The organism is Bacillus sp. FSL H8-0516 (genome assembly GCF_038635285.1).
Lineage (GTDB): Bacteria > Bacillota > Bacilli > Bacillales > Bacillaceae > Bacillus > Bacillus safensis.
On the sequence record NZ_CP152051.1, the window covers coordinates 811904 to 835695 of the forward strand.

At 41.8% G+C, this 23792-nt stretch carries 23 protein-coding genes; 13 read left to right on the plus strand and 10 right to left on the minus strand.

What is annotated here, in order from left to right:
- Window positions 1-45 precede the first annotated feature (45 nt).
- Window positions 46-480 carry a hypothetical protein gene (locus MHB67_RS03790; RefSeq protein ID WP_024425277.1) on the plus strand — a complete coding sequence of 145 codons (435 nt, stop codon included), beginning with the start codon at window positions 46-48 and terminating at the stop codon, window positions 478-480.
- Window positions 481-566: 86 nt separating this feature from the next.
- Here MHB67_RS03790 and MHB67_RS03795 read toward each other — a convergent pair whose 3' ends face one another.
- Window positions 567-4859 carry a multifunctional 2',3'-cyclic-nucleotide 2'-phosphodiesterase/3'-nucleotidase/5'-nucleotidase gene (locus MHB67_RS03795; RefSeq protein ID WP_103132791.1) on the minus strand — a complete coding sequence of 1431 codons (4293 nt, stop codon included), beginning with the start codon at window positions 4857-4859 and terminating at the stop codon, window positions 567-569.
- A gap of 254 nt (window positions 4860-5113) precedes the next feature.
- Here MHB67_RS03795 and MHB67_RS03800 point away from each other — a divergent pair, with 254 nt between their 5' ends.
- A complete protein-coding gene (locus MHB67_RS03800; RefSeq protein ID WP_024425275.1) occupies window positions 5114-5632 on the plus strand; it encodes a type 1 glutamine amidotransferase domain-containing protein in 519 nt (172 codons plus the stop codon).
- Window positions 5633-5740: 108 nt separating this feature from the next.
- On the opposite strand, the gene MHB67_RS03805 is transcribed toward MHB67_RS03800, so the two are convergent.
- Together MHB67_RS03805 and MHB67_RS03810 are read right to left on the minus strand one after the other, a co-directional pair.
- The gene (locus tag MHB67_RS03805) at window positions 5741-5956 is read right to left on the minus strand and encodes a DUF1128 domain-containing protein (RefSeq protein WP_003214000.1); all 216 of its coding nucleotides are present in this window, start codon (window positions 5954-5956) and stop codon (window positions 5741-5743) included.
- Between the two features lie 77 nt (window positions 5957-6033).
- A complete protein-coding gene (locus tag MHB67_RS03810) occupies window positions 6034-7389 on the minus strand; it encodes a sodium:alanine symporter family protein (RefSeq protein ID WP_122631769.1) in 1356 nt (451 codons plus the stop codon).
- A gap of 174 nt (window positions 7390-7563) precedes the next feature.
- Here MHB67_RS03810 and MHB67_RS03815 point away from each other — a divergent pair, with 174 nt between their 5' ends.
- From MHB67_RS03815 to MHB67_RS03825, 3 genes are read left to right on the plus strand one after another with little or no spacing between them, the layout of a single operon-like run.
- Window positions 7564-8034 (plus strand): low molecular weight protein-tyrosine-phosphatase, encoded by a 471-nt coding sequence (locus MHB67_RS03815; RefSeq protein WP_024425850.1) that lies wholly within the window; start codon window positions 7564-7566, stop codon window positions 8032-8034.
- Window positions 8035-8054: 20 nt separating this feature from the next.
- A complete protein-coding gene (locus MHB67_RS03820) occupies window positions 8055-8378 on the plus strand; it encodes a YtxH domain-containing protein (protein ID WP_041106306.1) in 324 nt (107 codons plus the stop codon).
- Window positions 8379-8405: 27 nt separating this feature from the next.
- Window positions 8406-9224 carry a YhjD/YihY/BrkB family envelope integrity protein gene (locus tag MHB67_RS03825; protein WP_024425272.1) on the plus strand — a complete coding sequence of 273 codons (819 nt, stop codon included), beginning with the start codon at window positions 8406-8408 and terminating at the stop codon, window positions 9222-9224.
- Between the two features lie 207 nt (window positions 9225-9431).
- Here the strand turns inward: MHB67_RS03825 and MHB67_RS03830 are convergent, their stop codons facing one another.
- Both MHB67_RS03830 and MHB67_RS03835 read right to left on the minus strand, forming a co-directional pair.
- The gene (locus tag MHB67_RS03830; protein ID WP_342492800.1) at window positions 9432-9938 is read right to left on the minus strand and encodes a GNAT family N-acetyltransferase; all 507 of its coding nucleotides are present in this window, start codon (window positions 9936-9938) and stop codon (window positions 9432-9434) included.
- Window positions 9939-9954: 16 nt separating this feature from the next.
- A complete protein-coding gene (locus tag MHB67_RS03835) occupies window positions 9955-11118 on the minus strand; it encodes an MFS transporter (protein WP_024425270.1) in 1164 nt (387 codons plus the stop codon).
- 75 nt (window positions 11119-11193) lie between these two features.
- On the opposite strand from MHB67_RS03835, the gene MHB67_RS03840 reads away from it, so the two are divergent.
- From MHB67_RS03840 to MHB67_RS03850, 3 genes are all read left to right on the plus strand, one after another.
- The gene (locus MHB67_RS03840) at window positions 11194-11571 is read left to right on the plus strand and encodes an OsmC family protein (protein ID WP_197172191.1); all 378 of its coding nucleotides are present in this window, start codon (window positions 11194-11196) and stop codon (window positions 11569-11571) included.
- Between the two features lie 65 nt (window positions 11572-11636).
- Window positions 11637-12704, plus strand: a complete 1068-nt coding sequence (cax, locus tag MHB67_RS03845; RefSeq protein ID WP_034623163.1) for a calcium/proton exchanger — start codon at window positions 11637-11639, stop codon at window positions 12702-12704.
- Window positions 12705-12792: 88 nt separating this feature from the next.
- Window positions 12793-13554, plus strand: coding sequence for a YfkD famly protein (locus MHB67_RS03850; RefSeq protein ID WP_223250946.1), 762 nt, complete (start codon window positions 12793-12795; stop codon window positions 13552-13554).
- 356 nt (window positions 13555-13910) lie between these two features.
- Here the strand turns inward: MHB67_RS03850 and MHB67_RS03855 are convergent, their stop codons facing one another.
- The 3 genes from MHB67_RS03855 to yfkAB form a co-directional block, all read right to left on the minus strand.
- A complete protein-coding gene (locus tag MHB67_RS03855; protein WP_024425262.1) occupies window positions 13911-14630 on the minus strand; it encodes a YebC/PmpR family DNA-binding transcriptional regulator in 720 nt (239 codons plus the stop codon).
- Window positions 14631-14857: 227 nt separating this feature from the next.
- On the minus strand, window positions 14858-15694 hold the full coding sequence (locus MHB67_RS03860; protein ID WP_025093505.1) for a mechanosensitive ion channel domain-containing protein: 837 nt from the start codon (window positions 15692-15694) through the stop codon (window positions 14858-14860).
- Between the two features lie 7 nt (window positions 15695-15701).
- Window positions 15702-16823 (minus strand): radical SAM/CxCxxxxC motif protein YfkAB, encoded by a 1122-nt coding sequence (gene yfkAB / locus MHB67_RS03865; RefSeq protein ID WP_041106321.1) that lies wholly within the window; start codon window positions 16821-16823, stop codon window positions 15702-15704.
- Between the two features lie 146 nt (window positions 16824-16969).
- Here yfkAB and MHB67_RS03870 point away from each other — a divergent pair, with 146 nt between their 5' ends.
- On the plus strand, window positions 16970-17161 hold the full coding sequence (locus MHB67_RS03870; RefSeq protein ID WP_012009274.1) for an SE1561 family protein: 192 nt from the start codon (window positions 16970-16972) through the stop codon (window positions 17159-17161).
- Between the two features lie 101 nt (window positions 17162-17262).
- The gene (gene pdaA / locus MHB67_RS03875) at window positions 17263-18054 is read left to right on the plus strand and encodes a delta-lactam-biosynthetic de-N-acetylase (protein ID WP_024425259.1); all 792 of its coding nucleotides are present in this window, start codon (window positions 17263-17265) and stop codon (window positions 18052-18054) included.
- Between the two features lie 73 nt (window positions 18055-18127).
- Here pdaA and corA read toward each other — a convergent pair whose 3' ends face one another.
- Both corA and MHB67_RS03885 read right to left on the minus strand, forming a co-directional pair.
- Window positions 18128-19087, minus strand: coding sequence for a magnesium/cobalt transporter CorA (gene corA / locus MHB67_RS03880; protein ID WP_025093503.1), 960 nt, complete (start codon window positions 19085-19087; stop codon window positions 18128-18130).
- A gap of 134 nt (window positions 19088-19221) precedes the next feature.
- The gene (locus MHB67_RS03885; protein WP_024425256.1) at window positions 19222-19731 is read right to left on the minus strand and encodes a hypothetical protein; all 510 of its coding nucleotides are present in this window, start codon (window positions 19729-19731) and stop codon (window positions 19222-19224) included.
- A 434-nt stretch (window positions 19732-20165) separates the two neighbouring features.
- On the opposite strand from MHB67_RS03885, the gene MHB67_RS03890 reads away from it, so the two are divergent.
- The 3 genes from MHB67_RS03890 (at window position 20166) to MHB67_RS03900 (ending at window position 23671) form a co-directional block, all read left to right on the plus strand.
- The gene (locus tag MHB67_RS03890; RefSeq protein ID WP_342492801.1) at window positions 20166-21035 is read left to right on the plus strand and encodes a DNA-3-methyladenine glycosylase; all 870 of its coding nucleotides are present in this window, start codon (window positions 20166-20168) and stop codon (window positions 21033-21035) included.
- 102 nt (window positions 21036-21137) lie between these two features.
- Complete coding sequence (rlmD, locus tag MHB67_RS03895) at window positions 21138-22523, plus strand: 23S rRNA (uracil(1939)-C(5))-methyltransferase RlmD (protein WP_073204320.1); 1386 nt, start codon at window positions 21138-21140, stop codon at window positions 22521-22523.
- Window positions 22524-22912: 389 nt separating this feature from the next.
- On the plus strand, window positions 22913-23671 hold the full coding sequence (locus MHB67_RS03900) for a methyltransferase domain-containing protein (RefSeq protein WP_103132732.1): 759 nt from the start codon (window positions 22913-22915) through the stop codon (window positions 23669-23671).
- Window positions 23672-23792 lie beyond the last annotated feature (121 nt).

Genomic DNA, 23792 nt, shown 5'->3' on the forward strand with positions numbered 1-23792 from the left:
AAGCGGGGATATACAACGACAAGATCATGATTGATAGGAGGAAAAATGATTAGACTGAATCGACCACTAAAATTACGGGATTTAGAAATTTTTAGCGTGATGAAAGATCATCGAATATTATGTTACGTGATCATTGAAGATACTCGAAAACCGTTTACGGAAGAAGATCGAAAACTAGAGCCATTATGTTATATGGATGAAGAAGATATACAAGCGATTTTGAATGTGTTTCATATTTCAATTATTAATGATGAAAAGTTAAGTGAAGAGGATTTAACTCTTGTAGAGGATTATTTTGCTGATTTTGTGAATAATACGAACTTAACGAATTTTATTATAAGAGATTATGTTCAAGAGGATTTATATGCCATCGATGATGAAGATGATATCACGTTCTTCAATAGAATGCTGCGTCATATAGGATCAGATAATGTGAAAGAATTTGATAAGCGCAATTGGATTTATTTATCCCAAGATTGAGATGAAAAGAAGACAAAGGGCTAAAATCAAGATCATTTTAGCCCTTTGTCAACAATATGAGGACAGAGCATACGCTCTGTCCTTTTTTAGGATGATACATTTTTTCTTGTACGCTTGCGCTGGTAGTAATATAGGATACCGCCTAAGGCAAGCATAAGTACACCAATCAATACAGCTGTATACATCATCGTTGCTGTATTAGGCAGTGTTCCGCCTGGGAGTCCGGTTCCATCTTGGTTTGGATCTGTACCTGTACCTCCGCCTGGCGCTGATGTACCGCCGTCTCCGCCAGTTTGATCTGGCGTTGTTCCAGCTGCCCCGCTTTGGTTGAGTACGGTATATTCGCTGAAGTGTTCAGTTTGACCTGATACGACCCCATTTTCGAACGATCCGTTACTTGTTTTGGCATAATGGTTTTTCTTGCGGTCTACATAATATACACCAGGTTTCTTCGCCTTTTGAGGCTCATCTAATGTAAAGGATAGTGTGACAGGATCTTTAAAGGTAGAAACCTTTTTCTGATCTTGTTTGATTTGGAAATCGTACGTATCCGTTAGTGCATTTTTCACCTTATTCGTCTTTTTCATCCATATATCTGCGCTATTTTCGGACAAATTAGAGAGCGGTAATACGAGTCCCACTTTGTCATGATAGATAGTGACGTTTGGATCTTGCTCTCTTTTCCTCAGCTCGGCTACCTGCGCTTTTGATAGAGACAATTGAACGTTTTTCGCTTCGCTTGCTTTGTCTAAATAGAGCAATGCTTTGTTTGTATGCTGCACATACGTTTGGAATTTCTCATCATCTTGAATGTCATAGGCGCCTTTTCCTTTCGCCCGCGGAAGGAACACTTCTTTCACTCGATGATCGATGACAGGAGAAATATGCCCGCCGTCTGCCTGTTCAATTTGCTCTTTGAAGATTTCATAGTCAACATAGCCTAAGTCTTCGCCGTGAGAGGCTTCTGTAAAGACGCTGTAGCCATCTCCGCCTGTGCCGACAAATGCGTTTGTCGCCACGCGGTATGTTTTCTGATCATCAATGTCTGTTAGTTTGCCGTTTTGGTCTTTCAGTTTGACATCAATGAGTCTGCTGCCAGCTGGTTTACTCAGCGTAAACGTATATTCAATGCCGGCTACATGAGGGAATGCGCCGCCGCCTTCCTCAATCCCTGAAAGCCCTTGTTCGAGTGCTTTCTTAATTTGGTTGCCTTTTAAATCTGCGACATAGAGTGTGTTTCCGAATGGCATGACCGTTAAAATATCACCTAGAGTGATATCTCCTTTTTCAATGCTGCCTCGAATACCGCCGCCGTTTGTGATGGCAAGGTCAGCACCAGCAGATTCTTGTGCTTTTTTCAGCATACCGTCAGCAATAAAGTTCCCAAGGTTCGTTTCCTTCGCACGGACATGCTCGCGTTGTCCATCTAAGAGGACATCGGTAGACCCGACTTTTTCCGTTTTTAAATCTTGAATATCTGCCTTGTACTGATCGAGGATTGCTTTTGCATCGGCATCTTCTTTGACAGAGTCATCGATGGTGATGAGGTCAAAAGAAGATTCCTTTGGCTGCACGACTCCTTTTTGATTAAAGGCCACGTCTACTTTTCCTAAGAATTGTCCGTAGTCTTTTACCTGTGCGACAATCGTTGGTTCTTTCTTATTGACGACCTTTAATTTTTCAACAAGGGTGTGCGTGTGACCGCCAATGATTAAATCAATCCCGTCTACTTTTTGAGCAAGCTCAAGGTCACGGTTATAGCCAATGTGTGTTAAAGCAATGATTTTGTTGATTTTTTCTTTTGTTTGAATCGTGTTGACTGTTTCTTTTGCTTTCTTGTATGCATCCTTGAATTGAATGTTAGGACCGCTGCTGGATGTAATGGCCGTGTCTTCAGTCGTTAAGCCGAATACAGCCACCTTCTCACTGTTTACATCAAGCAGGATGTATGGGTAAATCCCAGCTTCTTTTTTCTCACCAGCTTTAAATGTGGCTGGCTTTTTCACTAAGCCGCTCAATTGTTTCTCCTTAGAGATATCAACGTTTGATGACACAATCGGGAATGCAGGCTTTTCAAATTGATGACGGTTTTTCGCATCTACATCTGATGCATCACCTGTCAGGAATTGACGAAGAACAGAAGGCCCTTTGTCAAATTCATGATTACCAAACGTCATGGCATCATATTTCATTAAGTTCATCAGTTTTAGGTCGGCAAGTCCTTGCCATTTTGTGAAATATAGGTCACCAGAGAAGACATCTCCAGCATCTAATAAAATGTTGTTTTTGCTTTCGGCTCGAACTTCTTTAATCTTTGTTGCACGTCTTGCCGCATCATCAAGGTGTGCGTGTGTATCGTTTGTATGCATCACCGTTAAATTCCAGTTATCTGATGCAGGCGGTTCTGTTGTGCCATCCTCTTTAAAGGCTAGCTTGTACACGCCAAGACCATCTGTGCTGGCGTTACGAACAAAGTCTACGCTGCTTGATTTTTCGGCAAACGCCTTAGCTAAAAGAGAAGATTCGAATGTGACTGTTGCGCCCTTGACTGGTGCAATGGACCAGTTTTGATCCGCACTTGGATTGATGGTTTTTTGTTCGATAATATAATCCATCAGCACTTGGCGGTTCTCATCAGCTGAGGCAAGCACCACTTTATCTTGCGTCAGATGCGGGAAGCCCCCGCCGCCAGAAGCTCGATAGTTGTTCGTTACGACTAAAAATTCTTGATTGTCAGAGACTGGTTTCCCGTTGTAGGACAGGTTTTTGATGCGGTTTGCATTCGCATTAACAAGAGTGCCTGTTGTGCTGTATTTAGCAGGCTGCGTCACATCGACTTGATAGGTGACACCATCGATCACATCAAAGTTATACGAGCGGTATTCTTCGTTTAAAATAGGCTGTTCATTTGAATCGTTTGGTTTGATTTGATTAAACTGTCCGGCAGACATCTCGAGCCAGTCTTTTACTTCACTGCCTTTCAGTTTGACAATCTGCACGGTGTTGTCGTAAAGGTAGAGATCGCCGATATTTTTAATCGCTAAATCTCCTTTTGCGATATTAGTATAATAATTCACACCGTTTCGGCCGCCGGCTTTAAACGGAGCGCCTGCAGATAAAATCGGTAAGTTTTTGTATGACGTATCCTTCATTTTTTCTTGTGCATACCATTTTTGTGCATCTGTCACAATTTGAATAGAAGGGTCATCCATCACTTGAGCAAAAAAGCTGTTAATGTCTGCTTCTGTTTTACCGACAGGTTTTCTCACATAATCAAGTGTGTTTTGATGCGTCGTTTGAATGGCATCTTTCACAGTGCTGTTTTGAGAGGTGACTCCTGCAACTGATTCAATTTTTCCTGTTCCGTCTGTGACCTTCCATTTGCTGCCGTCAGGCTCTAATGTTAAATCAATAACTCCGAGGTAGCTTCCCCAGTTTTTTGACATGACGACTGGAATGCCGTTGATGGTTCCTTTTGAGACATCGAATTTGTCGACGCCGCTATATTCAGCGCTTGGGAATGTGCCGTGCTGGTGGCCGGACACGATCGCATCGATGCCTTTCGTTTTTGTGGCAAGGTCAAAGATCATATTTTCTGATCCTTTAGGCGAAGCGGTTTTTTCAATTCCTGTATGGGCAAGAGCGACGATGATATCTGCGCCTTTTTCCTTCATTTCAGGAATGGTTTCATTGGCAGATTCGACGATATCCTGCACTTGAACTTGTCCATCTAAATGCTTCTTATCCCACGTCATAATTTGTGGTGGAACGAATCCTATGTAACCGACTTTCACAGTTTGGGAAGCTCCGTTTGCATCTTTAAATGTTTTTTCTTGGATCACATAAGGCGTAAAACGATGTTCTCCATTTAACTTTTTGACGTTCGCATTGACAATCGGGAAATTAGCCCCGGCAATAGTACCGTCAAGAAATGATAATCCGTAGTTAAATTCATGATTGCCAAGTGTGCCTGCATCGTACTTTAGTTTGTTGAGTGTATGAATAATGGGGTGAACCTTTGTTTGATTGATGATACTGTCTTTTTCATTTTTGTAAACGTATTCTCCAAGAGGGGTTCCTTGAATCAGATCTCCGTTATCAACAAGGAGTGTATTTGGATTTTGTGAACGGTGCTTTTCAATCAGCTCGGCTGTTTTTGCCAAACCAAATTCATTTGTTTCTTTGTCGCTGTAATAATCGTAATTCATCATGTTCGCATGAACATCCGTTGTGGCTAAGATGCTGACTTTTACGGCATCGCCGTTTTCTATTGCTGCATGAGTAGGTACTGCTGGGAGAATGAGACTAATCATCATAATGGAAGTGAGCAGAATAGACAGGTTTTTCCTTCGTTTAGACCTATGTGCTTGCTTCTTCACCTGATCTCCGCCTTTCTAATTTTTTTGACCACAATACCTATTGTAGAAATGTTTCGTTAACTTTTGTAGTTATTTTTTGCAGATTATTGTAAAGATAACATAAATCATACGAATTACCTTGTTGAGGAAATATAAATAAGTCTAAATGCTTATTTTTATCATAAGGGGTTATCTGATCGGGATAGGATGTTTGATTTCAATCTCCCCGGGTATAGTGTGTAGTGTAAACGATAATCAAGCAGGAGGGTTTCTACATGGGTAAGAAAATTGCAGTTGTATTAACAGATTACTTTGAGGATGTTGAATTCACCGAGCCTGCAAAAGCCTTTAAAGATGCAGGCCATGAGATCACAGTAATTGAAAACGAAAAAGGAAAAACAGTGAAAGGGAAGCAAGGAGAAGCAGAAGTGAGAGTGGATGCGTCCATTGATAACGTGAAGCCTGAAGACTTCGATGCACTGCTGATTCCTGGCGGGTTCTCACCAGACATTCTGCGTGCAGATGATCGCTATGTCCAGTTCACAAGAGCATTTATGGACGAGAAAAAACCAGTATTTGCGATCTGTCACGGGCCGCAATTGCTCATTACAGCAAAGACGCTGGAAGGCAGAGGCGCGACTGGATATACATCCATTCAAGTAGATATGGAAAACGCAGGCGCAAAATTCAAAGATGAAGAAGTTGTTGTTTGTCAGGATCAGCTTGTGACAAGCCGTACACCTGATGACATTCCAGCATTTAACCGTGAATCATTAAAACTGCTCGCAAAATAAGCAGTTTTGACAGGATAAACAAAGCCAGCACCTTGCGGGGTGCTGGCTTTTTCTGCGCATGAATGGAAGAAAGCGGCGTAAACCGCAATCTTAGTTTCCTTTGCACGATTATTTTCTTAAGTTTTTTAGCTCGCTTGCGATGGCTTGCATTTCACTTGGGCTGAATGAAGATTTTTTCATCACCATTTGGTGTAGAAATTCAATATCTTCGTACTTGTCTGGACTGAAGTCCTCGGCTTTGATGACTCCAATGTTCAGCATATTTAACTTTTGCGAAATGTCTTCAATCAGCTGATTGACTTCAGCCGCTTTTTGCTCTGACAAGGGCGGCACGTCCTTTCCTGCATATGTGTTGAATAATATGTCTATTTTAACAGAAAAGCAAAAGAATAAAAGGGCTATTAAGACGACACCGAGATGTTTTTCTCCTTTTTCTCCTGTTTAATTTTTTCAATGATTCGTTTTGATTCAAATACGACAACTCCTGACAAACCGATGAGGCCGATTAAGTTAGGAACAGCCATCAGTCCGTTTAGCATATCCGCTACGCCCCAGACGAAATCATTCTTAAACACGGCACCGAAAAAGACAGCAATAACAAACACAACTCGATAATACATCACATATGAATCTTTCGCCAAATATGTAAAGCATTTTTCGCCATAATAGGACCAGCCAATGATGGTTGAATAGGCAAACAAGAGCAGTCCGATTGCCACAATGGTTGAGCCAGCTGGACCGAGGAAGTGAGCAAAGGATAACGAAGTCAGCGCATCACTTTTCACTGTTAAATACATATCTGCCATGACAATGGTAATGCCAGTGATAGAACAAACAATGATGGTATCAATAAACACTTGTGTCATAGAGACGAGTGCCTGGCGTGCAGGCATATCCGTTTTCGCAGCTGCAGCAGCAATTGGTGCTGACCCAAGACCTGCTTCATTGGAAAAAACTCCTCGTGCGACACCCCAGCGAATGACAGTCCCAATTGCACCCCCTGCTACGGCTTGACCAGTAAAGGCATCTGAGAAAATAAGACTGACTGCGCCTGGAACAAGATCAGCATTCATAACAAGAATGATTAGACCGCAAATGACGTAAAATAAAGCCATGACAGGTACAAAGATAGATGTGACCCGGCCAATGCTTTTGATTCCGCCTAAAATCACAAGTGCTGTAAAAGCCGTAATGATGATACCTGTTACCCATGTTGGAATTTGAAAAGTAGAATTCATGACGCCTGAGATAGAATTAGACTGGACCAGGTTGCCGATCCCAAAGGCAGCACTGGCGCCGAAAACAGCAAATAGCACCCCTAGCCATTTCTGTTTTAATCCATGCTCTAAATAATACATAGGTCCGCCAGACATTTCGCCTTTTTCATTTTTGACTCTGTATTTTACAGCAAGAACAGCTTCTGCAAACTTGGTGGCCATCCCGAAAAATGCAGCAAACCACATCCAGAAAACTGCACCAGGACCACCGGCTATAACAGCGGAGGCCACACCGACGATATTCCCTGTACCGACAGTTGCAGCAAGAGCCGTCATTAACGCTTGGAAATGTGAAATATCTCCTTCTGACATTTTGTCTTGTTTTGAAAAAGCGAGCTTTAAAGAATAAGGAAGTAATCTAATTTGAATGAAGAGAATGCGAAAGGTGAGGTATATTCCAGTACCAACAATTAAAATCAACAGGGGAGGTCCCCACAAAAAATTGTTCATCGTCGTGACAAACTGCTCAATTATTCCCATCTAATATCCCCCTTTGTTTGTGTAATTCTCCTAAAGTTTCTCCTGTTTTTGTGTATTTTGTCAATGGCGATGAGAGCTTTTCTTGCAAAGTTTTCAAAAGAAAAAGGGCTTGATATGATAGAGAAAAGGTTTTCGAAAGCAGTTCTTAGGGAAAAGATAGGAGGAGAATGAAGGATGATTCATGTATTATTCGTATGTCTTGGCAATATTTGCAGGTCACCGATGGCAGAGGCCATGTTTAGAAAACGAGTAGAAGATGAGGGGCTAAGCGAGCACTTTGTCATTGATTCAGCAGGCATTGGCGGCTGGCATCAAGGCAGTCCTCCGCATGAAGGAACACGAAAGCTGCTTGATGAAAAAGGGATCAGCTATGAAGGGATGTCCGCAAGACAAATCATAGATGAGGACATCACAGCATACGACTATATCATTGCGATGGATGCTGAAAATGTAGGGGCACTTCGCAGTATAGCCGGCTATGGGAAACATCACTTTATTGGCCGTCTTCTTGACTTTGTTGAAGACGACGATCGAGATGATGTGCCAGACCCTTATTACACTGGAAACTTTGAGGAAGTACATGATTTAATTGAAACAGGAATTGATCGTTTTTTGACGTATGTAAAAAAAGAGAAACACCTTTAACTGAAAGGAGATCAGACGAGATGGAAGAAAAAAATCAAATCATGCTTCGAGGAGCTGTGATAGGAGCAGCTTGCGGCGCACTGCTGACATTATTTCATCGGCCAACGAGAATCGCGCTCAAAGACAAATGGGATGACTGTCAGGAAAAGCTGGCGGAATACCGTCAGGAGCCAGCCAGAATTTCTGCTTGTATGAAAGAAAAAATGGAAGAAACGAAGCAGCTGATGCGAACAGTCTCAGATGATTTGTCATTTTTAAATGAACAAGTCAATCAGTTAAAGGAAACAACCCCAAAAGTATTAGAGATTATTGAAGAAACAAAGGATCACTTTCGATCGAAATAGAAAGATTGATCATTGGAGATGAGGCGTATGGGTTTTATTAAAGCGTTAATTGAACGCTTTTTGCTGCATGAAGGACCGGCAAAATCTGCTGAGCTTGCTTACTTCTTTTTGCTTTCATTATTTCCGTTTCTCATCTTCGTGCTGACACTCGTTGGATATTTGCCACTGACGTCGAAGGATGTCCTAAGCGTCATCTCTGGTTATGCGCCAGAAGGAGCGCTTTCGATGATTGAATCCATTGCCGAAGAGACACTGAACAGCCGTAACGGCGGATTGCTGTCATTCGGGATTATTGCCGCCCTTTGGTCTGCATCTAACGGGATTAATGCCGTCGTCAGAGCATTTAACCATGCTTACGAAGTTGAGGAAAATCGTTCCTTCATTCTCGTACGTTTAACATCAATCATCTTAACCATAGCAATGGTTCTCACGATTATTTTTGCCTTAATGCTGCCTGTCTTTGGAAAAGAACTTGGCTTATTTCTCGCTGAATTAGTCGGGCAGTCAGACGCCTTTCTCACCATTTGGACGGCCATGAGGTGGATCATTAGCCCGCTGATTTTATTGATTGTGTTTACAGCCTTGTACTATTTCGCCCCAAACATTAGACTGAAATTGAAATTTGTTCTGCCAGGCGCCATTTTTGCCTCAATTGGATGGATTTTGGTGAGCATGCTGTTCTCATTTTACGTAGGCGAGTTTGCGAATTACAGTGCGATGTACGGAAGTATTGGAGGAATCATTATTTTAATGATCTGGTTCTATTTAACCGGCATTATGATTATCCTTGGCGGCGAGCTCAATGCGCTTTTACATAAGCGTAAAATCGTACCAGGCAAGGTGTGAAGAAATCCGGGCATCCTAAAGAAGAACGAACATGTTCAATCTTGATGGATGGGGGAATCACATATGTCCAAACAATCGAAAAAAGGCGGAAGCAACACGAAACAAAACAAAGGCCATCAGCCAAAGCACAAAACAAGCGGCAGTGCAAACGGGCAAAATGGTTATCATTAAATGAAAAAACTCCTCTGCATAGGTGCAGGGGAGTTTTTATTTCGACAATCGTATATATCGTTTAAGGATAAAAGCTGTATCTGATTTTGACTGGTAGTGAGGATCATGCTGAAACCCTGCGTTTATCGCTACACGTTCACTTCTGACATGGCCAGCAGGACAAAAAATTTCAAATCCATCGACTTTAGGAGCAAAGGTTTCTGTCATAGATTTGACGATGGTTGTCACAATGCCCTGTCCTTGCGCGTCTTCATCAATCCAATAACCGATATTGCCTAATTGTTGATTAATTGTCAGACGGAACACACCGATTATTTGCTCGTTCAGCTGAATGCCAGCTTCCAACCCTTTTTGTTCATTGTAGGTGGTTTGAGTTGATTGAATAAACGTTTTGACAGCTTCTACGCTTTGGCAGTGATGAACCCAAGGGAGCCATTCTCCTAAATGGGCCTTATTCTTTTGAATAAGGCTAAATAGTGTGTCCGCGTCATCTAATTGTAGAGATGCCAAAGTCAATTCATTTGTGATGTGATATGTAAACAACGATAGATCCTCCATTTTAGTGACTTTCCAGCACTGCCTGCGTTCTTCCAAATCGAACGCAGCAAAACACAAATAATATGACGATGCTGACAAGGTAAAGTAAATTCATTCCTTCAAACGTTTGCACAAAGAATCCTCCGAGTACCGGCCCGAGAATACTGCCTGCACTAAACGCCATTCCGCACATCAAATTCCCGGCGGGAAGCAGATGCTTTGGCAATAAGTCGGTCATATAACTGATGCCAAGTGAGAAGGTAGAGCCTACAGCCATTCCGGCAATAAAGAAACAGATGGCTACAGCCAAAACGGATTGAATGAAAATTCCTGCCAAAAGGAAAAAGAATGATCCAGCGAGTGTCACACATAAAATGATGCGGCGCCTGCCAAACCGGTCACTGAGCATCCCAAGAGGAAGCTGAAAGACAATGCTCCCAATGGCAAACGCAGGTAAAATAAATGCAACCGCATCTACTGTCACACCGCTTCTTAGCGCATATACAGGGAAGTTACTATTGAGCGTCGTTTCTAAAAAGCCATAGCAAAATGGCATCATAAAGGCGACCCAGCCAAATTGAAAGGCCTTTTTAAAGCGCTTTAAACTGTTTGTCTGCTCTGACGTTTGCACTTCGCCTGTATCTGGATATGTATTTTTTAAAACAAACACAAGCAGCCAAATACATAAACTAACGGCACCAGAAACAATAAAAGGCAAGGCTGGATTGATCTCAATGAGCGGCGTTAAAAAAGGGCCGGCGGCAAAACCGAGTCCAAATGATAATCCATACAATGAAATATTTCGTCCGCGATTTCTTGATGATGAAGCATAGGTCACCCACGTCTGTGTAGAGAAATGCAGCATATGGTCACCAATCCCGATCATGAGCCGGAGGAAGAACCAGACGACATAAGATTCAAAAAACACAAAGCTAAATAAGCTTAAAAAGACAGCAGCGCCTCCAATGACGATTAATGGCTTAAATCCAAACCGGCGAAGCGGTGCTTCCATAAAAGGAGACGCAAGCAGTACACCGAGATATAAGCCTGTGGCATGCAGGCCGTTTAACGTAGGAGAAGTACCGGCATGTTCAAAGATAATGGAAATGACAGGAAGTAATGCCCCCTGTGAAAAACCAGATACGGATACAAGTAAAATTAAAATCATAAAGTGAATTCTCGACATAAGATGCTCCTTACAAGTTCATGCTTTCATCGTACAATGGAACCATAGGGGTTTCAATAGAAAGGTGGAAAAGGAATGACGCTGACATACAAAAAGGATCATTGGATCGCACATATTGAGGACAGGCAGCTGCCTATTTCAGGAACAGAAGAACTGGGGTTCCGTCCATCTCAATTGTTCACCTCAGCCATTGCAGGCTGCTTTGGAGAAATGCTTATTCATGTATGCCGTAAAAAGCGAATATCCTATGAAGGGCTGACGATCACACCTGAAACGACAAGGGCAGGGGCTGTAAACAAAATTTCCTGCATTCATTTACATATCTTATTTGAAGCCATCAATACATCTGATGAACAAATCGATAAAGTGATCACCCTTGCATTGAAGCATTGCTCAATGGTGCAGTCTGTGAAAGGGAGTATTGATATCACTTTCTCACACGCGCGAATCTAAAATGTATACGATGCCGGTACTCACGAAAGAATAACAGTCAGACATATGTAAAGGAGAATGGCTGTATGAATCGTTTGTTTCTTGTAATTGTCGCAATCGGTGTTCCGCTATCGGTGATTGGCAGTTTTCTTCATTTCCCGCAGGTCATCATGTTTGCCGTTTATTGTATCGCCATTATTGGTCTTGCTAGTTTTATGGGAAGAGCCACAGAAAGTCTTGCCATCATTGCGGGGCCTAGAATTGGCGGACTTTTAAACGCCACATTCGGAAATGCAGTGGAATTAATCATATCGTTTTTTGCCTTAAAGCAAGGACTGACGGCCATCGTACTTGCTTCATTAACTGGATCAGTCATCGGAAATTTACTGCTTGTGGCGGGGCTGTCTTTTTTTGTTGGCGGATTAAAATATAAGCGCCAAGTGTTCAATGTCCATGATGCAAGGCACAATTCAGGCTTGCTCATGTTTGCCATCATTGTAGCGTTTGTCGTTCCAGAAGTGTTTTCGGTGGAGATGGCAGAGAATAAACAGTTTGTTTTAAGCATTGGGATCAGCATTGTGATGATTTTGCTTTATGTTGCGGCGCTTTATTTCAAACTAGTCAGCCACCGCGGTGTTTATGTTGCCAAGCAGGAGAGTGGGCAAGGTGAAGCGGAGACGGAAGAAGAAACACCTGAATGGTCTGGGAAGTTTGCCACCGTGATTTTGCTGCTTTCGACGATCGCAGTTGCGTACATTTCAGAGCGCCTTGTTCATACATTTGATACGGTAGGAGAACAGTTTGGCTGGAGTGAGCTGTTTATCGGTGTCATTATTGTGGCTATCGTCGGCAACGCCGCAGAACATGCCTCAGCTGTTATCATGGCGTATAAAAACAAAATGGATGTAGCAGTGGAAATTGCCTTTGGCTCTACGCTTCAGGTTGCCATGATGGTCGCACCAATCCTTGTCATCAGCTCGCTATTTTTTGATAAGCAGATGCCGCTCATTTTCTCCTTGCCAGAGCTCATTGCGATGGCGTCCTCTGTGCTGCTCACGGTGATTTTATCAAATGATGGGGATACAAACTGGTTTGAAGGCGCCACATTACTCGCTGCCTATTTTATTATGGCGATTGGATTTTTCCTTTTATAATCTTTTGTGGATAAGGGACGTCTTTGCGGAAAATACTATGGAAAAATGAATGAGAAAGAGTGATGATATGAAAAAGATGCTCCGCATCATGTTTGTTGTTCTCTTATCCTTAAGTTTTCTATACAGCTTTCCAGCGGAGGCGGCAAAGCCATTTAAAGTGCCATCCTCTGTCGCCAGTATCTCGAAGGAGAATACGTATCCGAACGCGTCACAGGATCAGCCGCTGCTCCAGCCGAGCGAGCTGACTGCTGAATTGTTCAAAACAACAAGTGTACCGATTGAGAATACTCATTTGATTAAAATGCTGAATGAATCCAGCATTTCAGGAACGCCATTAGCTGTTGGATACCGTGCGACCATTTTCCTTGGGAGATGGGCGCTGAGCTACGATTCAAATGAAACGGTCGCCAACTGGGAATACAAAAAAGTGAATACGAACCACATTGATAACAGAGGCGGCAACAAAACAGCCATTGGCAAATACGTTCAAAAGCAGCAAGTAAAAGTAAGCGGCGGCCTCACCGCAAAAGTGCCGAACCCAGAAGATGTGAAAACATTGATGATGCAAAAAGCGATTCAAAAAACAAAGCTGCCCCTCGCTTTTGATACTGTGATTGGTGCAGGAACAAAACGAGATCAGTCATACCACGTCTCACCGAAAAAAGCTGCAGCGCTACATGCCTATGCACCAGCGATTAACGAAAAAGGAAAGGTCACATACGGAGAAGTGTACCTTGTGCTAAAAGGAAATAAACGAAAACTCGTCGTGAAAAACGTAACCTCACAAGGAATCGGCGCTTGGATTCCTGTTCAGGATCACCTGACGTTTGGGTTTCAAGGGATGAATTAAAACAGTCATCTCCTCTTATCAATAGAGGAGATGACTGTTTTTTTCTATGAGGTTTTCTCTTTTTTTCTTTTTAGTTCATTTTTGTAAAAGTCAAAGGTGTTATATAAATACCATATGATAAAAAGAAAGAAGATAACTTTAGTCAATATCGGTAAGTTGTTGAAAATAAGACATAGGCCAAGATAAGGGACGATCATAAATCCGTAATAAGAAAACCACCATGTTTTAAAAATGAAACTCATCTCCTTGAAAATTGTAGATATTAACACCTTATACATATATTACATTTTTTAAGAAAAATAAAAAAGCCATAGTAGAAGTTGAATGAACTCAACGACTACTATGGCTTAAGTTTTTTATTCCCCTAAATCCACATTATGATAAACCTGCTGCACGTCTTCAAGCTCTTCTAATACATCGATCAGCTTTTCAAATTGTGCTTTCGATTCATCGTCTAATGTCACTTCGTTTTGCGGGAGCATTGTGATTTCAGCGACAGTGAATTCTTCTACGCCGGCTTGTTTGAATGCTTCTTGTACTTGATGGAATTGATCTGGTTCAGCGTACACAATCACCGTTTCATCTTCTTCCATGATGTCACGTACATCAACGTCTGCTTCCATTAAAAGCTCAAGCGTTTCTTCTTCACTTTTCCCTTCGACACCGATGACAGCTGTTTCGTCAAACATGTAAGCAACAGAGCCGCTTACGCCCATGTTTCCGCCGTTTTTCCCAAATGCTGCTCGAACATCTGAAGCTGTACGGTTCACGTTATTGGTGAGGGCATCAACGATTACCATTGATCCGTTTGGACCAAATCCTTCGTAGCGCAGCTCATCGAAGTTCTCTTCCGCACCGCCTTTGGCTTTTTCAATGGCACGGTCCACAATATGTTTTGGGACACTATATGTTTTTGCACGTTCTAGGACAAAACGAAGTGCTTGGTTTGATTCTGGGTTTGGCTCACCTTGTTTGGCAGCCACATAGATTTCACGCCCGAATTTTGCGTAAATACGACTTGTACTGGCATCCTTTGATGCTTTCTTTTCTTTAATGTTGTTCCACTTACGACCCATCTTATTCACTCTCTTTCACTTAGAAAATACACAGTATGAGGGTCCCCATGCTGCATGAAATCATTCTGCTATCTATTATACATGAATCAGTCAAGAGGATAGAAGTAAGAGGGCTGGAATGAAAAGAATTGTTAGCGAATGTTCTAGTTCAAGTGTTCCATGTTTCTCGCAAGCCCGAGTCAGCCCGGCTACTTGTATATAAAAAAATAACCCCATCATAAATGAGGTTATTTTGCAGGCTGGGGATAAGCGAGATCCTCAAGCAATTTGACATCATGCTGATGAAGTTGTTTGATCATTTCTTTTCGCACAGCGAGGGCGGCTTCGAAGTATTTTTCGTCTTCGACCATTCCCTTTACTGTGATTTCAATCCCGCGATTCAGCTTATTTAAGCCCATAATTCCATGAACCTGAAAGGGTTCAATGGCGTTTTGGAATTCATCTTTTTTAAGAAAATCATGATGCATTTGATTTAAATTGTCACATGCTGATTCAAGTGCTTGAAAGGCGATATCAGGGTTTTGATTCGCGCTAATTAACACAGATTCCGTAATCCGCATGTAGTGCATGTTATAGTTTTGGATTTGCCGGATATCTCCGTTAGAAATGGTTAACAGCTTGCCGCTCCATTCTCTAATTTGCAGAGAGCGGAGACCAATCTCTTCAATGGTTCCATTAAAGAGGTTATTCACCGTCACATAATCCCCTTTATGAATCTGACGTTCATAGATAAGAAAAACGCCTGCTAAAATATCACGAATCAGTGTCTGTGCGCCAAAACCGATGACGATCCCAGCAACACCAGCACCCGCAAGAATTTTCCCGAAGTCATGAAAGAAAAGAGAAATGACATAGAGCACAAAGCAAATCGACGCGGTGTACTGCGTGACCGATTTCACCAAGCTCTCGATCGTTTTCTTCTTCTTGTCCTCTATAAACTCAGTTCGTTTAAAGAAAATTTGAAGGGCTTTGTTAATCATAAAGACGGCAAGCCAAAGAACGAGTCCAACAAGGAGAATTTCAATATATTTATTTTTGACCACTGTCAGAAATGTATCGTCCATCTATCGGTTACCCCCTGGCTGTTCGAGAAGTAAAATCAACATCTTGATAATAGCTGTTTTTCACTAGAACATTCGGACCGAGGCATTGCACGCTCGGGCAATGACAATTCAGTTCTTTTGCTAATTTTGTGTCCATCCAGCGTGTATAGGCTGATTGCAATGTATCAGTTGCAATGTTTCCAAGCGGCGGAGTATCGCCAAAGTCTGTCACAATAATATTCCCATCAAAAATATTCACATTCAACCGTGAGCGCCCATCAGGGTCATTTCGTACCGTGACATTTTTCTCCTGGCGCAATCGGTTGAGGAGACGCTGGTCTTCTTCATCTGTACTGCATGAATAAAATGGCAGGGTGCCAAACAGCATCCAGGTGTTTTGATCACGAATATCAAGCAGCTGATGAATCGCATCCCGCATTTGCGGAAGTGTCAATGATTCAAGGGCGCTGGCGAAATCACTTGGGTACATCGGGTGAACTTCGTGGCGCTGGCATTTCATTTCCTCGACGATTTGCCGGTGGATGTGTTCGATATATGGAAGCGTGCGCTTATTCAGCATGGTTTCAGCGGATACGGTTACGCCCGCTTTGACAAGTGCCTGACTATTTTCAATCATGCGGTTAAATAATTTCTCGCGCTGCTCAAAGGTTGGTTTTCGATCCATCATGGCAAAGCCGACCGTTGCAAACTCTTCGACAGTGCCCCAGTTATGTGAAATGTGAAGGACATCTAAGTATGGAATAATTTCTTCATATCGCGCCAAATCAAGGGTTAAATTTGAATTGATTTGTGTACGGACGCCGCGTTCATGGGCATACTTTAATAAAGGGACGACATATTCCCGTACAGATTTAAGAGAAAGCATGGGCTCTCCGCCTGTAATACTAAGTGAGCGCAAAAGCGGAACTTCATCTAAACGGCGAAGTAACAAATCAATCGGCAGCGCATTCGGATCCTTAGGCTGTAAGGTATAGCCGACCGCACAATGCTCGCATCTCATGTTACACAGCGTTGTTGTCGTAAATTCAATATTTGTCAGCTTCATTTCTCCGTAATCCTGCACATCGAGATAGGCTTCCCAGGGGTCGTATGCAGGTGTAATCGGACGAAGTGCTGTTTTTTGGTTCATGGTATCTATCTCCTTTTCATTCGGGCAAACGTAGACCCGCCAACAGTTAATTTTAAGCCTCATCACGGTTATACGCAAGGGGGACACAATTGATTTGCAAGGGAAAAAAAGATAAGCTATAAACAAATGCTAAAGGGAGTGTATCGATGGGTAAGGCAGCAGACAGCAAAGAGCAGCAGGTTGATTATTTAAAGAACCGATTAGATATGTTTATGAATGTGATTGATTCATTAGATCCCGAATCAACAGACGTTGAGGATATAGACAGACTGATCCAGATGATTGACGATCTGGAAGCGAAATATGAACGGTTTAAAAACGATTGGAAGGAAGAATAGCTCGCGTGATGCGGGCTTTTTTCTTTAAATTGGCAGGTGAATCGGTGTATGAGTCTCGGTCTTATTCTGCACAATAGAAGAAAAACCGGGAAGTGACGTAAATGAAAAAATACATGCTGATCTGTTTATGTGCGCTTTTTGTTTCCATGCCTCTCTCAGAAGCGGAAGCCGTGTCTAATAAGCCCATCCACTGGGGATTTGCGAAAAGTAAAGAGCACAGGCCGCCGGATGCGGGCAAAGAATTGACGGCACTGTTAAAAAAGTATGATGCGTTCTATTTAGGCAACACGAAAAAGAAAGAGATTTATTTTACCTTCGACAATGGCTATGAAAATGGGTACACGCCCAAGATCTTAGACGTGCTGAAAAAACATCAAGTACCAGGCACCTTTTTTGTGACAGGTCACTTTGTAAAGGACCAGCCCGGGCTTGTCAAACGTATGGCAGAAGAAGGTCATATCATTGGCAACCATTCCTATCATCATCCAGATTTAACAACAAAGAGCACGAAAGAAATCAAAGAAGAACTGGACCGTGTCAATGAAGCTGTGTACAAAATCACAGGAAAACAAGATAACCTCTATCTTCGTCCGCCGCGCGGTGTGTTCAGTGAACGGGTATTAAAAGAAACAAAACAGCTCGGCTACCAAACCGTTTTCTGGTCAGTGGCATTTGTGGACTGGCATATCCATCATCAAAAAGGAAAACAGTATGCTTACGATCAAATGATGAAGCAGGCGCACCCAGGTGCCATTTACTTACTTCATACCGTCTCAAGAGACAATGCCGAAGCGCTGGATGATGCCATCACCGCTCTGAAAAAACAAGGATATTCCTTTAAAAGCCTAGACGATCTCATGCTTGAAAAAGTATGGCATCTGCCACAGCTATAGAAAGAAGCCTGCAGAAGACCTGCAGGCTTTTTGATTATCCCTCTCTGATTTTACGCTGAAACAAAAGAGGATACTATTTAAAAATCCTAAACCACCCTTTATGTTTAAACCACAAAAGCATCCCCGAGACGAGGAGACCCATGAATATCAGCACGCCAAAATAGCCGTATTTCCAGTGTAATTCAGGCATGTTGTCAAAGTTCATTCCGTACACCCCAACAATAAAGGTCAGTGGAATAAAAATGGTCGACACAATGGTCAATGTCATCATGATCGCATTCATCCGGTTGGAATTCAGCGTCTGATAGCTGTCTCGTAAATCGGCTGTCATATCACGGTTTGACTCAACAATTTCGGTTAGTTTTAATAGATGATCATAAATATCATTAAAATACGCTTGGCGGTTTGTATCGCTTTTCATCATATTTGTGTTCACAATACGATATAAAAGGTCCCTCATCGGGATAATCGTTCTTCGCAGTTTAAGTAAATCTGAGCGAATCCCGAATACTTCGTTCATCAACGTGCCATACGTTTTATGCCCTTCTTCATCCTCAATTTCATTCAGCCTGTCTTCAATTTGATAAATAATAGGGAAATAATCATCAACAAGCTGATCAATCAGCATGTAGGCTATATGCTCAGGTCCGCTGTTTCTCGCTTTATCAGACCCTTTGAGCTTTCGAATCACACGTTCAACGTACGGTGCTTCCTTCAAATGAAAGGTCACGATATAGTTTTCACCAACAAACAGATCGACTTCCTCAGAACGAAGCGTTTTTTGATTAAGGGCATGCAGCACGAAAAACAAATACCCTTCATAAAAATCAAGCTTGGGCCGCTGTAAATAATGAAAACAATCTTCAATCGCGAGTGGATGGAAATGAAAATATTCCTTTAAAAGCGCTGCTTCCTTTTCCGTTGGCGCATGAAAATCAATCCAATACCAGGCGATATCGGGGCTTGAAAGCTGCTGCAATGTTGCATGTTCAATCAAGTCGCCGTTTTTTGTCACTGCAAGTTTTCTCAGCATGTGCACCCCTCCAGACTTGCATTATATCATGAAGCAGCACCGGTGAACTTATACGTTTTCTTCATAAAAAAAAGCCGATCTCATTTTTGAGATCGGTTCAATGTGCGTGTATGATTGATGGATAAAACCGAGAATTAAGGACGACGGAAGTTGACGAAACCACCATTACGGTCGAACCAGCCTCTAAATGCCCAGTTGATGTAGCCGCCGTCACCTTTGTTTGTGAAAGATCCATTTTCGAATACCCAGACTCCGTACGTAATACTTCCGTATTTCACAGTAGCAAACGTTTTGACGCCGTTGAAACGAGTCTCATAACCTTGGCTTAAGTTAAATACCATGACATTGTATTTTGCGCCAGCAGCATAGAAAGCAGACTCCATTAATCCTTTGACAAAGCCTTCACGGTTTGTGTTAGCATTTGCAGCATTGATTAATGCATTTGCAATACCAAGTACATCAAAGTTAATATTAACGTTTCCTGCAGTTGTAGATGCTTTACCTTCAGCAGCTTTGTTTAAGACAGTTTGCTGAAGTGTAGTAGAAACAGGTGCTGAAGTTTTTGGCTCAGCAGCGTCAGCGAATACTGGCAGTGTCGAAGAAACAGCAGTGGCAAGGGCAACAGAAAGAATTGTTTTTTTCATTGGTCGGATCTCCTTTGTTTTTAAATTTTGGGTCTTCTTTTTTGTAAAATGTGAAACTAAGTGAAGCCGGTCATCAATGAGGTAAATATGTTCCTGCAAGATAAAACAAATGATTGCCTAATCCGCTAATTTCTTTGTTCACCTCCTTGATATGTCATAATTATACAAATTTTTTTGGAATGGAAGATATCACCCAGAGGTTCTATTTCTAATTTAAGGAAAATGAGCCTAAAATGTTGTAGGAGGCTGTCGAATTTTAGCTGAATTCGACTAAAAACTTTCGTCTATCCAAAAGGAGAATGACCACAAATAAGGAAGATATAACTGATAAATTCTTGTACTCTTTATGTTTAAAAGTATTCAATCTAGAGAATCATTCATGCAAAATGAAACAATCACATCTGCGTATGTTTGCAGAAAGGAAGAGGACATGTATGTGGGAAAAACAGCTGGTGGTAGAGCCGCCGTATCATTTCGATCAAGTGCTTAGACGCTTATCAAGTGATCCATTAAAAGCAGTCGATTCGAATCAAAGAGAAATCAAAGTGCCGATCAGATTAAAGCAAAAACCTTATGTGGTCATCGTTCAAGCTACTGGAACAAAAGATGCGCCTACGTTCCGGGTGCGGGCAAACGGTCCCGAGGAACCCCTTCTTTCTGAGGTGAAACGGATATTTGGCATGGAGCATCAATTACACATAATTCAAGACCATTTTTCTCAAACCAATCTAGCGCCCATTTTTGAGCAGCATATCGGAACGCCGCTCATGCTTGATTTCCATTTATATCATTGTTTAATGAAATGTATCATTCATCAGCAGCTTAATCTTTCGTTTGCTTACGAGCTCACGAAACGATTTGTCCATACGTACGGAGAGCAAATAGAAGGTGTATGGTTTGATCCTTTACCAGAAACCATTGCCTCTCTTGAAACAGATGATTTGAGAAAGCTTCAATTTAGTCAGCGAAAAGCAGAATATGTCATCGATGTATCGAAACGAATTGTGAGCGGCTCACTTTGTTTAGAGGAATTACACGATTTATCTGATTTGGAGGTGGAAGAGCGATTGCTTCCGATTAGAGGGATCGGACCTTGGACGGTTCAAAATGTGCTCATGAATGGGCTTGGAAGACCAAATCTTTTTCCGATGGCAGATATCGGCATTCAAAATGCAATCAAACGGCACTTCGACCTGCCTGAAAAACCGACAAAAGAAGAGATGTCAGCGCTAAGCAAGGAATGGACCCCATATTTAAGCTACGCTTCTTTATATTTATGGAGAAGCATTGAGACAGATAAATAACGGAAAGGAATTTTCTCTCTTTGTCTAAGACGTGATATACTAATGAGATGGAATAAAATGAAGACAACCTATTAAGGGTTCAAATAGAACGGAGAGAATAAAGTGAAAGAAAAACAGCAAGGTGCCCTTTTGCAAAAGGGACAGCAGTTCCCGCTTACCATTAAACGCCTTGGCATTAATGGTGAAGGGGTCGGTTATTTTAAAAAGCAAGTGGTCTTTGTCCCAGGTGCACTTCCAGGTGAGGAAGTGGTCGTTGAAGCAACGAATGTCCAAGCAAAATATGCAGAAGGTACAGTGAGGAAAGTGCGAAAGCGCTCCGAGCATCGAGTCAAACCGCCATGCCCAGTATACGAACAGTGCGGCGGCTGTCAGCTTCAGCATTTGGCGTATGAGCAGCAGCTAAATGAAAAGCGTGATATTGTCATTCAATCAATGGAGCGCCATACAAAGCTATCGGTTGAAAAGCTTGATATTCGGCCAACGATCGGTATGGAAGATCCGTGGCATTACCGAAACAAAAGTCAGTTCCAAGTAGGTCGTTCTCACAGCGGAGACATCATTGCAGGACTTTACGGATTGAATTCTCATAAGCTTGTTCCGATCAAGGAATGTATCGTGCAGCATCCAAAAACGAACAAAACAACGGGCGTTGTCCGCAAAATTTTAGAGAAATTCGGCGTATCTGTCTACAATGAACGGACAAGAAAAGGCGACGTACGCTCGATTGTCGTGCGTGTCGGCTTTGAAACAGGTGAAGTACAAGTCGTTCTTGTCACATCAAAACCTGAATTTCCAAAGAAAAAAGAAATCGCAGAAGCCATTCAAAAACGACTGCCTGAAGTGACGTCTATCATGCACAATATCAATGGTGAAAAAACATCAGTCATCTTCGGCCATAAAACATCTCACCTAGCCGGCAATATGGTCATCCAAGAATTTTTAGGAGACGTCTCCTTTGAACTAAGTGCACGTGCTTTCTTCCAATTGAATCCAAAGCAGACGCTAAAGCTTTACGATGAAGCGAAAAAAGCGGCCAAACTGACAGGAAAAGAAAAGGTTGTCGATGCGTATTGCGGTGTTGGGACCATTGGGATGTGGCTTTCAGATGGCGCCAAAGAAGTACGAGGAATGGATGTCATCAAAGAATCGATTGATGATGCCAAGAAAAATGCCAAAAAACACGGCATGAAAAACGCGACCTATGTAACAGGAACAGCTGAACATTGGCTGCCAAAATGGGTCAAAGAAGGCTTCCGTCCTGACGTCATCGTCGTCGACCCGCCAAGAACAGGCTGCGAGCGCACCTTCTTAGACACCGTCAAACAAGTCAAACCAAAACGCTTTGTCTACGTCTCTTGCAACCCATCCACACTAGCAAAAGACCTTCAATACATGTCAAAAGACTACAAGATCGAATACATGCAGCCAGTTGATATGTTTCCGCATACGGCTCATGTTGAGTGTGTGGTGTCTTTATCTCTTAAGTAAAAAGGAAATGACAGCTATGATGGACCGAAACCAGCAATAGAAAAGGCAGGATCTAAATGATAAAAACCCTTCCAACAGGAGGGGTTTTACTTTAACTAACAATCTATTTTTCCTATTCGGATTCTTATTGTACTTAGTCCTCTATAATGAGACACCCATCATGTAATCTCGATTCTCAAAACAACTCATGTCTCACTCAATTATCAGCTGGATGAATATAAAATCAAGGTCTTCGGCAAGGTGCTCATTAAATATAATTTTAAGTATTTTTAATGGGAGTGATTCAATATGAGACTGAAAGAACATGAAATATAACAACTTTATACATTCGTAAGAGGCCCGCCAAATACTTAATCATTAAACTCAAAATGATAATTGGAGGGATTATGATGAATGACAAACAGTTTTCATCATTTTTAAAACAAGCAGATGAACCTTTTGTTGGGTGGGATTTCTCATTCATATCTGAAACTGGAAGAATGAAAAGTGAGTTGCTTTCATGGTCATATGGTAGTATAGCTACTTCTCTTGTTCAAAGTGCAAAATCGATGCTGGATATGGGAACAGGTGGTGGAGAGTTCTTATCAAAATTAAGACCTTTTCCAACATCAGTTTATGCTACAGAAGGTTATTTGCCTAATGTACCTATCGCAAAAGAACGATTAACCCCTTTAGGAGTTAAGGTTGTTCAAATTTCTAATGATGAAAATCTTCCGTTTGAGACTGGAAAATTTGATCTTATCATCAATCAACATGAGTCATTTTCATCTAAAGAGGTGAGAAGAATTATCTCGAAAGAAGGTATTTTTCTAACTCAACAAGTCGGTGGACTCGATTGCATAGAGATTAATGAAAATCTAAGGGTACCAATAAATGAGGAATTTATTGATTGGAACTTAAAGCTAGCTTTAAAAGAGATACAGGAGAATCATTTTAAGGTGTTGAAAAGTGCTGAAGAGTTTCCCATTCTAAGATTTTATGATATTGGAACATTGGTGTATTATCTGAAAGCAATTCCTTGGCAAGTGCCAGGTTTTGAAATAAGTAATTTCAAGGATGAATTATACACCATTCATAAAACCATTGAACAAAAGGGTTATTTTGACGCAAAACAACACCGATTTATTATTTTAGCTAAAGCAGTTTAGTTGGAAATGGAGTCTTCGATATTTATGAAGGCTCCAGCTTAATTCTGAACTAATGCACTTCTGTATGCACGATACATGAGCTGAAAAATAATAAAACGTACGATTCATCATATGTTTCCTT

Coding starts and splice junctions, on each gene's coding strand:
- MHB67_RS03840 (WP_197172191.1), top strand. CDS start 11,194: ATGACGCTGACATACAAAAAGGATCATTGGATCGCACATATTGAGGAC.
- MHB67_RS03860 (WP_025093505.1), bottom strand. CDS start 15,694: ATGGACGATACATTTCTGACAGTGGTCAAAAATAAATATATTGAAATT.
- MHB67_RS03900 (WP_103132732.1), top strand. CDS start 22,913: ATGAATGACAAACAGTTTTCATCATTTTTAAAACAAGCAGATGAACCT.
- MHB67_RS03800 (WP_024425275.1), top strand. CDS start 5,114: ATGGGTAAGAAAATTGCAGTTGTATTAACAGATTACTTTGAGGATGTT.
- corA (WP_025093503.1), bottom strand. CDS start 19,087: ATGCTGAGAAAACTTGCAGTGACAAAAAACGGCGACTTGATTGAACAT.
- MHB67_RS03825 (WP_024425272.1), top strand. CDS start 8,406: ATGGGTTTTATTAAAGCGTTAATTGAACGCTTTTTGCTGCATGAAGGA.
- MHB67_RS03850 (WP_223250946.1), top strand. CDS start 12,793: ATGTTTGTTGTTCTCTTATCCTTAAGTTTTCTATACAGCTTTCCAGCG.
- MHB67_RS03885 (WP_024425256.1), bottom strand. CDS start 19,731: ATGAAAAAAACAATTCTTTCTGTTGCCCTTGCCACTGCTGTTTCTTCG.
- cax (WP_034623163.1), top strand. CDS start 11,637: ATGAATCGTTTGTTTCTTGTAATTGTCGCAATCGGTGTTCCGCTATCG.
- MHB67_RS03890 (WP_342492801.1), top strand. CDS start 20,166: ATGTGGGAAAAACAGCTGGTGGTAGAGCCGCCGTATCATTTCGATCAA.
- MHB67_RS03820 (WP_041106306.1), top strand. CDS start 8,055: ATGGAAGAAAAAAATCAAATCATGCTTCGAGGAGCTGTGATAGGAGCA.
- MHB67_RS03835 (WP_024425270.1), bottom strand. CDS start 11,118: ATGTCGAGAATTCACTTTATGATTTTAATTTTACTTGTATCCGTATCT.
- MHB67_RS03870 (WP_012009274.1), top strand. CDS start 16,970: ATGGGTAAGGCAGCAGACAGCAAAGAGCAGCAGGTTGATTATTTAAAG.
- MHB67_RS03810 (WP_122631769.1), bottom strand. CDS start 7,389: ATGGGAATAATTGAGCAGTTTGTCACGACGATGAACAATTTTTTGTGG.
- MHB67_RS03855 (WP_024425262.1), bottom strand. CDS start 14,630: ATGGGTCGTAAGTGGAACAACATTAAAGAAAAGAAAGCATCAAAGGAT.
- pdaA (WP_024425259.1), top strand. CDS start 17,263: ATGAAAAAATACATGCTGATCTGTTTATGTGCGCTTTTTGTTTCCATG.
- yfkAB (WP_041106321.1), bottom strand. CDS start 16,823: ATGAACCAAAAAACAGCACTTCGTCCGATTACACCTGCATACGACCCC.
- MHB67_RS03790 (WP_024425277.1), top strand. CDS start 46: ATGATTAGACTGAATCGACCACTAAAATTACGGGATTTAGAAATTTTT.
- MHB67_RS03815 (WP_024425850.1), top strand. CDS start 7,564: ATGATTCATGTATTATTCGTATGTCTTGGCAATATTTGCAGGTCACCG.